The 11,447-nt window shown below is 72.3% G+C and carries 13 protein-coding genes; 5 read left to right on the forward strand and 8 right to left on the reverse strand.

Annotated elements, in window-relative coordinates:
• Positions 1-3 precede the first annotated feature (3 nt).
• On the reverse strand, positions 4-1,326 hold the full coding sequence (locus GH736_RS09595; protein WP_235933941.1) for an MFS transporter: 1,323 nt from the start codon (positions 1,324-1,326) through the stop codon (positions 4-6).
• A 159-nt stretch (positions 1,327-1,485) separates the two neighbouring features.
• Between GH736_RS09595 and GH736_RS09600 the strand changes: the two genes are divergently transcribed.
• On the forward strand, positions 1,486-1,872 hold the full coding sequence (locus GH736_RS09600) for a phage holin family protein (RefSeq protein WP_159602562.1): 387 nt from the start codon (positions 1,486-1,488) through the stop codon (positions 1,870-1,872).
• Between the two features lie 84 nt (positions 1,873-1,956).
• A complete protein-coding gene (locus GH736_RS09605; RefSeq protein WP_159602565.1) occupies positions 1,957-2,766 on the forward strand; it encodes an alpha/beta fold hydrolase in 810 nt (269 codons plus the stop codon).
• Between the two features lie 33 nt (positions 2,767-2,799).
• Here the strand turns inward: GH736_RS09605 and GH736_RS09610 are convergent, their stop codons facing one another.
• The 4 genes from GH736_RS09610 to GH736_RS09625 are packed head-to-tail and all read right to left on the reverse strand — an operon-like array spanning position 2,800 to position 6,935.
• A complete protein-coding gene (locus tag GH736_RS09610) occupies positions 2,800-4,509 on the reverse strand; it encodes a SulP family inorganic anion transporter (RefSeq protein WP_159602568.1) in 1,710 nt (569 codons plus the stop codon).
• A gap of 51 nt (positions 4,510-4,560) precedes the next feature.
• The gene (locus GH736_RS09615; RefSeq protein WP_159602571.1) at positions 4,561-5,949 is read right to left on the reverse strand and encodes an FAD-binding oxidoreductase; all 1,389 of its coding nucleotides are present in this window, start codon (positions 5,947-5,949) and stop codon (positions 4,561-4,563) included.
• Between the two features lie 5 nt (positions 5,950-5,954).
• A complete protein-coding gene (locus GH736_RS09620; RefSeq protein WP_159602574.1) occupies positions 5,955-6,320 on the reverse strand; it encodes a UBP-type zinc finger domain-containing protein in 366 nt (121 codons plus the stop codon).
• A gap of 42 nt (positions 6,321-6,362) precedes the next feature.
• A complete protein-coding gene (locus GH736_RS09625; RefSeq protein WP_159602577.1) occupies positions 6,363-6,935 on the reverse strand; it encodes an EXPERA domain-containing protein in 573 nt (190 codons plus the stop codon).
• 170 nt (positions 6,936-7,105) lie between these two features.
• Here GH736_RS09625 and GH736_RS09630 point away from each other — a divergent pair, with 170 nt between their 5' ends.
• Both GH736_RS09630 and GH736_RS09635 read left to right on the forward strand, forming a co-directional pair.
• Entirely contained in the window at positions 7,106-7,438 is a 333-nt protein-coding gene (locus GH736_RS09630; protein ID WP_159602580.1) for a YciI family protein, read from the forward strand.
• Complete coding sequence (locus GH736_RS09635) at positions 7,438-8,220, forward strand: RNA polymerase sigma factor (RefSeq protein ID WP_159602583.1); 783 nt, start codon at positions 7,438-7,440, stop codon at positions 8,218-8,220. The genes GH736_RS09630 and GH736_RS09635 overlap by 1 nt, the downstream gene beginning before the upstream one ends.
• Before the next feature lie 420 nt (positions 8,221-8,640).
• Here GH736_RS09635 and GH736_RS09640 read toward each other — a convergent pair whose 3' ends face one another.
• The 3 genes from GH736_RS09640 to GH736_RS09650 all read right to left on the reverse strand — a co-directional run bounded on the left by GH736_RS09640 (position 8,641) and on the right by GH736_RS09650 (position 10,759).
• The gene (locus GH736_RS09640) at positions 8,641-9,078 is read right to left on the reverse strand and encodes a CHRD domain-containing protein (RefSeq protein ID WP_159602586.1); all 438 of its coding nucleotides are present in this window, start codon (positions 9,076-9,078) and stop codon (positions 8,641-8,643) included.
• A gap of 124 nt (positions 9,079-9,202) precedes the next feature.
• On the reverse strand, positions 9,203-9,568 hold the full coding sequence (locus GH736_RS09645) for a DUF488 domain-containing protein (protein WP_159602589.1): 366 nt from the start codon (positions 9,566-9,568) through the stop codon (positions 9,203-9,205).
• Positions 9,569-9,616: 48 nt separating this feature from the next.
• A complete protein-coding gene (locus GH736_RS09650; RefSeq protein WP_159602592.1) occupies positions 9,617-10,759 on the reverse strand; it encodes an NAD(P)-binding domain-containing protein in 1,143 nt (380 codons plus the stop codon).
• A 56-nt stretch (positions 10,760-10,815) separates the two neighbouring features.
• On the opposite strand from GH736_RS09650, the gene GH736_RS09655 reads away from it, so the two are divergent.
• Positions 10,816-11,447, forward strand: a 632-nt coding sequence (locus GH736_RS09655; protein WP_159602595.1) for an alcohol dehydrogenase catalytic domain-containing protein, incomplete at its 3' end; no start/stop codon positions are given.

The raw sequence follows: 11,447 nt of genomic DNA on the forward strand, positions 1-11,447 counted from the left end.
GGGTCAGGGGGTCGGCGTCGCGGCATCCGTCGCCGGCTCGTCGCCCGCGGGCGGGGCCGACGTCACCTCCACGACCGTGTCGGCGGTCGGATGCTGCGCCCGGCTGAGCAGCACGAACGGCGCGGCCACCGCCGTGATGAGACCGCTCCAGAGCATCGACCCCGCGTAGCCGGAGAGGTCGGCCGAGCGGCCGAGGATCGGCTGGAACACCGCGCCGCCGGCGCTGCCGAGCAGCGAGTCGAACGAGAGCACGGTGGCCCGCTGCTTCGACGGGATCATGTCGTTGAGGTAGGCCCGGTGCACCGGATCGTCGACCGACGACGCGATGCCCCACACCGCGAGGAGCACGATGGCGACCCAGAAGTTGTTCGTGAACGAGAGCGCGATGAGCACGACCGCGCTCGATACCGTGGCGAGGAGGATCGCGGAAGTGCGCTTGTGGAACAGTCGCCGGACGAACGGCGCGATCAGCCCGCCGACGATGCCGGCGCCCGACAGGATGGCCGCCGCGAGGCCGGCGATCGAGTAGGCGCCCTCGTCGCCCCAGAGTTCGAGCAGGTACGGCTGCAGGGCATAGAACACGTAGATGCCGACACCCGCCGTGAACGGCGTGGCGAGCATCAGCCAGCGCACGGGCGGGTTGCCCAGCCCGTACTTCACCGAGGCGCGGAGCACCGTGCCGGTCGCCTTGATCGGCCCCTCACCCCGCTCGGGCGTGAACCCGAGATCGCGCATGGTGAGCGCAGCCACCACGAACATCACGGCGAGCACGGCGCCGCGGATGAGGAACGGCACGCCGAGGTTCGTGAGCTGCGCGATCACGCCGCCGAGCACCGACCCCGCGAGCATCGCCGCGCCGCCGACGATCATCGCCCTGCCGAAGACCGTCTCGAGGCTGCCGCGGTACTCGGTGGCGCGGAGCGCGTCGACGAGCCAGGCATCGACCGCGCCCGAGAAGAACGTGAACCCGAGACCCAGCAGGATCGAGACCACCGCCCAGGCCCAGAACGGCGACTCCCACACCCACAGGAGCCAGTAGAGCACCGTCGTCACGGCGAGCGTCACCGTGCCGAGCAGGTAGGAGGCGCGACGGCCGAGCGTGTCGGCGACGACGCCGGTCGGGATCTCGAAGAGGAACATGCCGGCGCTGAAGAACGCGTTCGCCGCGAACGCCTCGAGGTTGGTGAGGCCGGCATCGAGCAGGAACAGGGTGTTGATGCCCCAGATGAACGACGCCGCGAGGGTGTTCCCGAGCGTGAGCGTGTAGTACACCGCCTGCACGCTGCGCGGCGTCGGCGTGCGCGTCGGCCGCGTGGCGCTGGTCACGAGTCCCCCTGCTGAAGTCCCACCCGATCATCTTGCTCCGGTGCCGGGCGCGTGCCAAGGGCGGATGCGCGGGGCGGGGCGCGTGACGGCGCTGGACCGCGACTGGCACGCGTGGCGCGGCGCGTTGACCCGGTCGGACGCCGCCGATAGCCTCCGCACATGGTGCGCTTCCTCATTCGTGCCGCGGTGTTCCTGGGTACCGCGGCCCTCGGGCTCGTCCTCGCTGCGCTGCTCATCCCCGGATTCCACGTGCACCTGGCCGGATTCCTCGTGGCGATCATCGTGTTCGCCCTCGTCCAGTGGCTCATCGAGTGGCTGGTCGCGAAGGTCTTCCACCGGTCGGCACCGACGGTCGCGGGCATCGCCGGGCTGCTGTCGACGTTCATCGCGCTCTGGATCGCCACCATGATCACCGACGGCCTCAGCTTCGACGGGGTCGGCGCGTGGATCCTCGCCGCCGTGGTCGTCTGGCTCACCACGGCCGTGCTCGGCTGGCTCGCGGCGAAGTTCCTGCTCGACGACCGGGCCGCGGCGCGCCAGCGCTGAACGTCGGCTTGCCCGAAGGGGCAGGCGCGGCGAGACTGGACCATCTCCGGATGCTCCGGGGAGCCGACGAGGAACGAGGCGCCGTTGCCCACCATCACGAGTTCCGACGGTGTCTCGCTCAACTACCTCGAGGCGGGTGACGCGGCGGCGAGGCCCGTCGTGCTCATCGCCGGGTTCAAGGCATCGGCGGCGAGCTGGCGCTACCAGCTCAAGCCCCTCGCCCGCGCCGGCCACCGGGTGATCGCCCTCGACCGGCGCGGCCACGGCGCCTCGGGCATCGGTGCGGGCGACCACACCATGGATCGGCATGGCGCCGACATCCACGACCTGCTCACGGCGCTCGAGCTCGACGACGTCACCCTCGTCGGCCAGTCGATGGGCGGCAACGCGATCTGGGCGCTCGTGCAGCAGTTCGGAGCGAGCGGCATCCGGGACATCGTCATCGTCGACCAGACGCCGAAGATGCTGAACGCCGCCGACTGGGCCTATGGCTTCTACGACTACGACGAGGCGAACGCCGACACGTTCTTCGCCGACGGGATTCCCGACCCCGGCCGCCATCCGGCGAAGTCGAAGGGGCTGGTGCGCATCGCGCGCGTGCTGAAGGCGATGGAGCTTCCGAAGGGCGGCAAGCCCACGTTCACCGCCGCCGAGCTCGAACTGCTGCACGACCACGCCACGCGCGACTGGCGCGAGGTGATCGCCGGACTCGACCGCCCCGCGTTCTTCGTCGCCGGCGCCGAGAGCGAGTTCTGGCGGGCCGAGCACGCCGCGGCATCCGCTGCCCTGAACCCGGCGGCCACCTCGGTCGTCATCGAGCGTGACGGCCACGCGGCCAACATCGAGCAGCCGCAGAAGTTCAACGACGCGCTGCTCGGCTACCTGCGGCGCTGAGGGCGGGCGGTCGAGCGCACCGCCGCGCCGGGCTCACTGCCGCTGGCGCACCCACTCGCGTGCATCGTGGTGGGCGCGGTGCACGGCCTCCCCGATCCACTCCGAGCTCGTGTAGACGCGGTCGGCGCCGAGCCGGTCGAGGAGACCGCCAGCGGCGAGCAGTTCGCGCACGCGGTCGCTCGGCACCACCAGCCACAGCGAGGAGTCGTGCGCCTCGAGGTCGGTGAGGTAGCGCTCGAGCACGGCCACCGACGACAGGCCGAGCTCGTCGATGCCCCGCAGGCGCATGATGACCGCCGAGCCGACCGAATCGTCGGCGACCGCGGGCAGCTGCGCCTCGAACACCGGAGCGCTCGCGTAGAACAGGCTGCCGTACGGCTGCAGCACGACGACCTCGTGCGGCGGAACGGTGGCCACCGGGTCGATCTCGCGCATGCGGCCGTCGTCGTGGAACTCGAGCTGGCGCACCCGGAGCCGGTTCGACTGCTGGGCGACGAACAGGATGATGCCGAGGCCGACGCCCACGAGCACAGCGAACTGCAGCGGGATGAGGAGGGTCAGCACGAAGGTGACCGCCATGATCGCCGTCTGCAGCGCTCCGGTCTTCATCACCGAGATGATGCGAGCCGGCTTGATCGCTCCCGCGCCCACGACCATCAGCAGGCCGGCCAGGGCGGGCATCGCGACGAGCGAGACGACGCCCGACGCGACGAAGATCACGAGCGTCATCACGATGGCGGCGATGAAGAGCGCCAGGCGGGTGCGCGCGCCGGCCGCCCGCACGAGCGACGACGCCGACATCGAGCCGCCGACCGGCATGCCCCGGAACACGCCGGCCACGATGCTGCCGAGCCCCTGCGCGATGAAGTTGCGGGATGCGTCGGCCGGCTTGCCGTCGTCGTTGGGCACGGCGCCCGCCACGGCCGCGCCCTGCACGAGTCCGACGAACGCGAGCGACAGGGCCGGCAGCGTCAGGTACGCCAGGTCGCCGAAGGTCGGCAGCACGGGCGCCGGGAGCCCGGTCGGCACGTCGGCCACGTCGCCGACGACCAGCACGTCCCAGCCGAAGACCGAGGTGAAGAGGGCGGCGAGCGCCGACCCTGCGGCGATCGCGACGACCAGCCCCAGCGACCGCAGCGGCGTACGGGTGAGCACCACGATGAGGGCGATCGTGACGAGCCCGACCGTGAGCGTGGGCAGGTCGATCAGCCAGACGTTCGCCAGCGTGTCGATGGCCCGGACCACGCGGTTCGGGCCGCGCCCGGCGTACCCCGTGAGGTTCGTCAGCTGGCCGAGCACGATGTTCACGCCTACGGCGGTCACGAAGCCGGTCATGACCGCGGTCGGCACGAAGCGCAGCATCCGCCCGCCTTTCAGCACGCCCGCGACGACCATGAACACGCCCGTGAGCATGGCGAGCGTGAACAGGCCGCGATCGGGGTCGGGCAGCGCGCCGAGGTCGGTGTCCGACACGATGAGCGCCATCGCACCCGTGGCCTGCACGGCCATGAAGGTGCTGCTCGTGAGCACCGCGGCGCCGGCCATGCCGAACAGGAACGCGTAGATGCCGGCGACCGGGTTGACCCCCGCGAGCAGCCCGATGGCCAGCCCGTCGGGCACGCTCTCGATGCCGAGGATGGTGCCGGCGAGCGCGTCCTTGCCGAGCGTCTCCCGGCGGAACACCGAGCGGACGCGGCGCCACCACGCGGCGAACCAGGGCACGCGGGGCGGCGCGTTCGTCATGGACCCGACCCTAGACCCCGGCGCCGCGCGTGCGACAGGTGCGCGACCCCGCTACGCCGGGAACGCCTTGCCGGGGTTCAGCGTGCCGAGCGGATCGAGCGCGTGCTTGATCGCGGCGTGCAGGGCGATCACGCGCGGCCCGAGCTCCTCCGCGGCACCCGGGAGCTTCAGCAGGCCCACGCCGTGCTCACCGGTCACCGTGCCGCCGAGCTCGCGGCAGTCGTCGACGATGCGGTCGAACGCCAGCTTCGCCCGGGCCTTGGCCGCGTCGTCCCCTTCGGGCGCGATGATCAGCGGGTGCAGGTTGCCGTCCCCCGCGTGCGCGATGTTCGCGATCACCACGTCGTGCGCGGCCGCGGTCGCCTGGATCCGCGACAGCATCTCGGGCACCGCACCGCGCGGCACGCAGATGTCCTCGGTGAGCACCGGTCCGAGGCGCTCGAGCGCCGGGTAGGCGAGCCGGCGCGCGAGGAACAGGCGGTCGATCTCTGCGGCGTCGGCCGCCCGCTCGACGCCGACGGCACCGGCATCCGCCATGATTCGGGCCACGGATGCCGCGAGCGCGTCGCCCACCGCGCCGACCTCGTCGACCTTGGCGAGCAGCATCGTGTCGACGCCGTGCGGGAGGCCCAGCGACTGCCACGCGTCGACGGCCTCGACGCACGTGCGGTCGATGAGCTCGAGCGCCGCCGGGACGATGCCGGCCGCGGTGATCTCGGCCACGGCGACACCCGCCTCGCGGAGCGCACCGAACGAGCCGACGATGGCGCGCTCCTCGCGGCCGCCGATCGGCAGCAACTGCAGCGTGACCCGCGTGACGATGCCGAGGGTGCCCTCGGAGCCGACCATGAGCGCGGTGAGGTCGTAGCCCGTGACCCCCTTCGCGGTGCGCCGTCCGAGGTCGACCACGTCGCCGTCGGCGAGCACGACCCGCAGGCCCAGCACGTAGTCGCGCGTCACGCCGTACTTCACGCAGCAGATGCCGCCCGCGTTCGTCGCGACGTTGCCGCCGATCGTCGAGATGCGGTAGCTCGCCGGGTCGGGCGGGTACCAGAGCCCGTGCGCCGCCACCGCCTCGCGCAGCGTGTCGTTGATCACGCCGGCCTCCGCGACCACGTAGCGCTCGGCGACGTTCACCTCGACGATGCGCGTCATCCGCTCGAGCGAGAGCACGATGCTGCGCGCCATGGCGTTCGCGCCGCCAGAGAGGCCCGTGCCCGCACCACGCGGCACGATGTGCACATCGGATGCCGCGGCGAGGCGCACCACGGCCGACACGTCGTCCTCGTGCTCGGCGAGCACCACGGCGAGGGGCCGCTCGTACGGCGCCCACTCGGCGTCGTCGTGCGCGTAGGCGTCGAGGGACGCGGCATCCGTCAGCACCTGGTCGGCGCGGAGCATCCGGTGCAGCTCGGCGACGACCGTCTCACTGGTCTGCATGCGCGCTAGCTCGGTGCCAGCGGGTGCAGCCGCGAACGCCAGTCGTCGGGAACCCGGTCGCGGGGCGCCGGGGCACCCTGCGCCGTCGGCCGGCTGTCGGGCGCGGCGAGCTTCGGACCATCGACGGAACGGGCGGCGGCGTAGTCCCAGAACCAGTCCTCGCCCGGCTCGAACGACTGGGCGATCGGATGCCCCTCCTCGCGCGCGTGCCGGGAGGCGTGCTGCTCGGGCGAGCTGTCGCAGCATCCGACGTGCCCGCACTGCGCGCAGCGCCGCAGGTGCAACCACCAGCCGCCCGCCGCGACGCACTCGGCGCAGCCCTCGCCGGAGGGCGGAACATCGGGATCGATCGCCGGGGTCTCGTCGGTCATGCGAGCGAGCCTAACCCGGGCGTCGCGCGCCGCGCGCGCCCGTCAGAACTTCCTGGCGAACGGCAGCGGCTTCCGCATGCGCACGAGCAGGAGGATCGGGATGAGCACGTACGGCAGGTTGAAGGCGAGGAACTTCACGGGGTCGGGCGTGATCCACTCGGGCTCGCCGAAGAACTCCACGCCGAAGACGATGATGCCCGTGATCGACGCGATCATCGTCGCGTAGATGACGCTCGGCAACTGGATCCAGTTCCAGCCCTTCACGATCGAGATCACGAGCAGCACGTAGAACACCGGGTACACGAACGCCGAGAGTCCCGTGACGAAGCGCATCCACACCGGCGGGTGCATGAACAGCGGGTCGGTGTCGTGCGCGTACCACCAGTTCGCGTTCACGAGGAAGTTCGGGGACGGCTTCGAGAAGTCGATGCCGAGCGTCGGCACCATGTCGCTGATCATGCTCGTCACCGCGAACAGCGAGAACACGACGAGGAAGAACCAGTCGAACGGCCGCTCGCGCAGCGGAAGGTTCGGCGGGCGGCAGGGGTCGGCGGATGCCGCGGCGGCGGCGGGAGCGCGGGGCGCCTCGACGTCGGGGCTGGTCGGGGCGGTCATGGGGCACGAGCGTAGCGGCGACGCTGCATCCTCGTCGAGGTGGTCTTCATTCACCCGTCTTCTCGACGCGGTCTTCGTTCACCCGTCTTCTCGACCTGTCGATTCCGGCCGGTCGACCGCGTCGGTATGGTGACGGCGCGAATCGCGCGCCGGAGCGAGAGGATGACGACATGTCCAAGTACCTGATCCTGATCTTCCAGGACGAGGCGGCCGCACAGCCGTCCGGCGACTCGGTGAGCGCCAACTACCGCGCGTTCATGGAGAAGCACGCGGGGGCGCTCCGCGGCGGGGTCGCCCTCGAGAACCCGGCGACGGCGACCTCCATCCGCCGCGACGAGTCGGGCGAGTCGATCGTGACCGACGGCCCCTTCGCCGAGTCGAAGGAGGCGCTCGGCGGCACATTCCTCATCGAGGCGGCCGACCTCGACGAGGCGCTCGCCATCGCCAGGGAGGTGCCCGCGGGCATCGGCGTCGAGGTGCGGCCCGTGCGGGTCGTGAGCTGATGCCGGAGGCCGCCCGCGCCGATGTCGCACTCGCGCTGGAGCAGGCGCACCTCGAGTGGGGCTTCGTGCTGGCGGCCACCGTCCGCGTCGCCGGCGACATCGACTCGGCCGAGGAGGCCGTGCAGGACGCCTACGCCAGCGCCCTGGCCACGTGGCCGGCCCGCGGCATCCCGGCCAATCCGGCCGCGTGGCTCACAGTGACGGCACGGCGCCGTGCCCTGGACGTGCACCGTCGGGAGGCGACGGCCCGGCGAGCGCTGCCCAAGCTGGTGGACCCCGAGCCCGAGCCGATCGACGAGCAGGTCGAGGCGATGGAGGGTATCCCCGACGAGCGGCTGCGGCTCATCTTCACCTGCTGCCACCCCGCGCTCGCCCCCGAGGCGCAGGTCGCGCTGACGCTCCGCCTGGTGTGCGGCCTCTCCACCCCCGAGATCGCACGGGCCTTCCTCGTGCAGGAGGCGACGATGGCCGCCCGCATCACGCGGGCCAAGCGCAAGATCCAGGTGGCGAACATCCCCTACCGGGTGCCCGAGGGCGACGAGCTGCCGGCGCGGCTCGAGCAGGTGCTCGCCGTCGTGCAGCTCGTCTTCACGACGGGGCACTCCGCGCCGTCGGGCGCAGATCTCACGAGAGTCGACCTCGCCGAGCGCGGCGTCGAGCTGGCCCGCATGCTGCGTGCGCTGCTGCCGTCCGATCCGGATGTCGCGGGGTTGCTCGCACTCGTGCTCCTCACCGACGCGCCGGCATCGTCGCCGGTGGTGACGCGATGCGCTCGTTCGTGAACACGGTCGTTGCGCAGGATGCGCGCCTGGCCGCGGTCGAACGCGACGATGGGAAGTGACCGGCACGTGAACACCGCACCGGAATCGCCGAGGTAGACGGTCGCGGTGGCGCCGACGGCGAGATCGTCGCTGCGCACGTCGGCGCGAACCCCGCCGGGCAGCTCCACGCTCACGACGCGGAACGGCTCGCTGCTGCTGCCCCGTCGGTCGGCGACCAGTCGATCCTCGGCGTGCTCGCCGACGACCTTCGCCTCGATCGGCGTGTATGACGCGGCGGCGCGGGCGGAGGTGTCGACGATCGCCGCCACCGCGGACACGGCGAGCACGACCGCGAGCAGCGCGAGCACGAGGGCGGTGAGCGCCGGCGGTGGGTTGCCCGCGTCGCGGTGGGTGGGTCGTTCGACGGCGGCCAACCGTCGGCTACTTCAGCTGTCCGCGGATCTCTCCACCCGGGTTGTCGGCGTTGTGGACGTTGACGTAGTACGCACTCGGGTCCGCCTCGATCGCCGCGAGCAGGCCGGTCGACGCGGTGGTGCAGGCCGAGACGTCGAAGTCGGTCGACATCGGCACGACGAGCGGGATCACCACGCCGCCGGGAGCATTGCGCTCCCCGACGTGGACGTGGGCGGCGGTGGCCGGCGCGGACAGGCCGCTCACCTCGAGCGTGTAGCAGAACTGCGTGCCGTCGATCTCATAGGTGAACGAGCCGTGGGCGCCGAAGGCGGTCGGCTTCGGCGACTCCTGGCCGCCGGTCAGCGGGATGGCGGGTGCGGCCTGGGCTGCGCCCGCACCCGCGAGCGTGAGCGCGGCGGCCGAGAGTGTCAGCGCGACGATCCGGGCGCGCGTCTTCGTGAGCATGATGAAACCTCACCTTCGGGTTGTGATCGCACGCTACGCCGGCGGTCGGGGGGTCGCAAGGGCTCCCGGACCCGGGCGGGCGGATGCCGCTGCGGGGGCGATCGATCCGCGGCATCCGCTCGGTTCAGGTCTCGACGGATGCCCCGTGGTCGGCGAGCCATCCCAGCAGCACGGCGACGTGGTTGACCTGTTCGTCGCGCGCGGCGTAGAGCAGCGTGACCCGGTCGTGCGTGCGGCCGGCCTCGAGCAGCGCCTGCGCGCCCGGGGCGCCGTCGAGCTCTTCGCGGTAGCGGGCGGCGAACTCGTCGAACCGCTCGCGATGGTGGTGCCAGTCCGCGCGCAGCTCGGGGGAGGGGGCGGCGTCCTTCGCCCACTCGTCGAGCTCCGCGCGCTCCTTCTTCACTCCGCGGGGCCAGAGCCGGTCGACGAGCACGCGGTAGCCGTCGGATGCCGCGGCCGGCTCGTACACGCGCTTCATCACGAACCCCATGGCGCCAGTCTGCCCCGCGCTCGACACTGCGGCAACGACGCGGCTCCGCTACGCGGCGGACGCCTCGGCGATGGCGCGCGACGGGCTGGAGCGATCGTCGCCCCTCGGATGCTCCGCGACGATCTGCTGCACCGCAGCGCGTCCCGCGCGATTGGCGCCGACGGTCGACTGCGAGGGCCCGTAGCCGATCAGGAACAGGCGCGGTTCGTCGAGCGATCGGGTGTCCGCCACGCGGAAGCCGCCGTCGGGCGTGCGCAGCTTCAGCGGCGCGAGGTGGTCGAGGGCCGGGCGGAAGCCGGTCGCCCAGAGGATGACGTCGGCGGCGATGAAGGAGCCGTCGGGCATGCGCACGCCGTGCTCCTCGGCGGCGGCGAACATCGGATGCCGCACGAGCACGCCGCGCGCCTCGGCGGCCCGCGCCCAGGGCGTCCAGTGCATGCCGGTGACCGCGATCACGCTGCCGGGCGGCAGGCCCTGGCGCACCCGGGCCTCGACTCCGGCGATGGCGGCGCTGCGGGCGGCGAGGTCGAAGTCGTCCTCGACCCACTGCGGTTCGCGGCGCGTCATCCACACGGTCTCCGCGACGTGCGAGATCTCCTCGAGCAGCTGCACCGCCGAGACGCCGGCGCCGACGATGATCACGCGCTGACCGGCGAACTCCTCGGCTGAGACGTAGTCGGCCACGTGCAGCTGGCGGCCGCGGAATCGATCGAGCCCCGGGTAGAAGGGCCGGAACGGGCGGGTCCAGGTGCCGGTCGCATTGATGACGTGACGCGCGGCCCAGTCGCCCCGGTCGGTCTCGACGAGCAGGCGCCCGTGCGGGTCGTCGTCGCCGCGGCGCACCGCCGTCACCCGCACCGGGCGCTGCACCGCGAGGTCGAAGCGCTGCTCGTACTCGGCGAAGTACGGCGGCAGCGCCTCGCGGCTCGCCATCGCGGGGTCGGCGGGGGGCACGGGGAATCCCGGCAGCTCGTGGATGCCGTTCACGGTCGCCATGCGCAGCGACGGCCAGCGGTGCTGCCACGCCCCGCCGGGCGCGGGATTGGCGTCGAGCACGACGAAGGTCCGCGCCGCGAGGGCGTCGCGCACGACCGGCACGAAGCCCCGACGCTGCAGGTGGTAGGCGGCCGAGAGCCCGGCCTGCCCGGCGCCGATGACGGCGACGTCCACCTCGATTGCGCTCACGCCCATGCCAACCCCGCTGCCCGGGCGCGTATTCCGGCCTCCTCGATGGATAGGCTCACGGCATGCGCGCGGTGCGGTACGAGCGGTACGGCGGCCCCGAGCGGCTGCGGCTGGTCGACCTGCCGACGCCGCAGCCCGGATCGGACGAGGTGCTCGTGCGCGTGCGAGCCGCCTCCCTGAACTCGTGGGACTGGGACCTGTTGCGCGGCCGCCCTCTGATCACTCGGCTGGGCGGTGGGCTGCGCCGGCCTCCGCACCCGGTACTCGGTGCGGACGTGGCCGGCGACGTGGTCGCCGTGGGCGCCGGCGTGACGGAGTTCGGCGTCGGCGACCGGGTGCACGGCGACCTGTCCGGCGCCCGCTGGGCGGCTCGGAACGAGGTCCCGAGCCGCCGACTCTGGGTGACCAGCGGTGACGTCCACGTCTTTGACGGACAGCTGGGACGGGGCCCGTCGACGCCGAGATGGAGGGCCGTCGCCGACGCCCAGGCCTACAAGGTCAAGGTGGAGCGCGTGAGGTGCTGCCAGTCCCGAACGAAGGCGTCGCGCAGTACACCGCCGCCACCGGAAAGGCCTGGTTCGACGCGGCCGACCACCGACCCCACCGACGGCGCGCTGGGCGAGGAGCTCGCCGCCTACAAGATCTCGCGGTGGCGGACAGGAAGGCGACCTCGCCGGCAACGTCAGCCGCCCTG

This window comes from Agromyces humi, from assembly GCF_009720255.1.
In the GTDB taxonomy this organism is placed as follows: domain Bacteria; phylum Actinomycetota; class Actinomycetes; order Actinomycetales; family Microbacteriaceae; genus Agromyces; species Agromyces humi.

Bases quoted from the DNA above. Each gene is read 5' to 3' on its own strand.
- GH736_RS09620 (WP_159602574.1), bottom strand. From the start codon at position 6,320: ATGACCGACGAGACCCCGGCGATCGATCCCGATGTTCCGCCCTCCGGC.
- GH736_RS09610 (WP_159602568.1), bottom strand. From the start codon at position 4,509: ATGACGAACGCGCCGCCCCGCGTGCCCTGGTTCGCCGCGTGGTGGCGC.
- GH736_RS09650 (WP_159602592.1), bottom strand. From the start codon at position 10,759: ATGGGCGTGAGCGCAATCGAGGTGGACGTCGCCGTCATCGGCGCCGGG.
- GH736_RS09630 (WP_159602580.1), top strand. From the start codon at position 7,106: ATGTCCAAGTACCTGATCCTGATCTTCCAGGACGAGGCGGCCGCACAG.
- GH736_RS09635 (WP_159602583.1), top strand. From the start codon at position 7,438: ATGCCGGAGGCCGCCCGCGCCGATGTCGCACTCGCGCTGGAGCAGGCG.
- GH736_RS09640 (WP_159602586.1), bottom strand. From the start codon at position 9,078: ATGCTCACGAAGACGCGCGCCCGGATCGTCGCGCTGACACTCTCGGCC.
- GH736_RS09600 (WP_159602562.1), top strand. From the start codon at position 1,486: ATGGTGCGCTTCCTCATTCGTGCCGCGGTGTTCCTGGGTACCGCGGCC.
- GH736_RS09625 (WP_159602577.1), bottom strand. From the start codon at position 6,935: ATGACCGCCCCGACCAGCCCCGACGTCGAGGCGCCCCGCGCTCCCGCC.
- GH736_RS09615 (WP_159602571.1), bottom strand. From the start codon at position 5,949: ATGCAGACCAGTGAGACGGTCGTCGCCGAGCTGCACCGGATGCTCCGC.
- GH736_RS09645 (WP_159602589.1), bottom strand. From the start codon at position 9,568: ATGGGGTTCGTGATGAAGCGCGTGTACGAGCCGGCCGCGGCATCCGAC.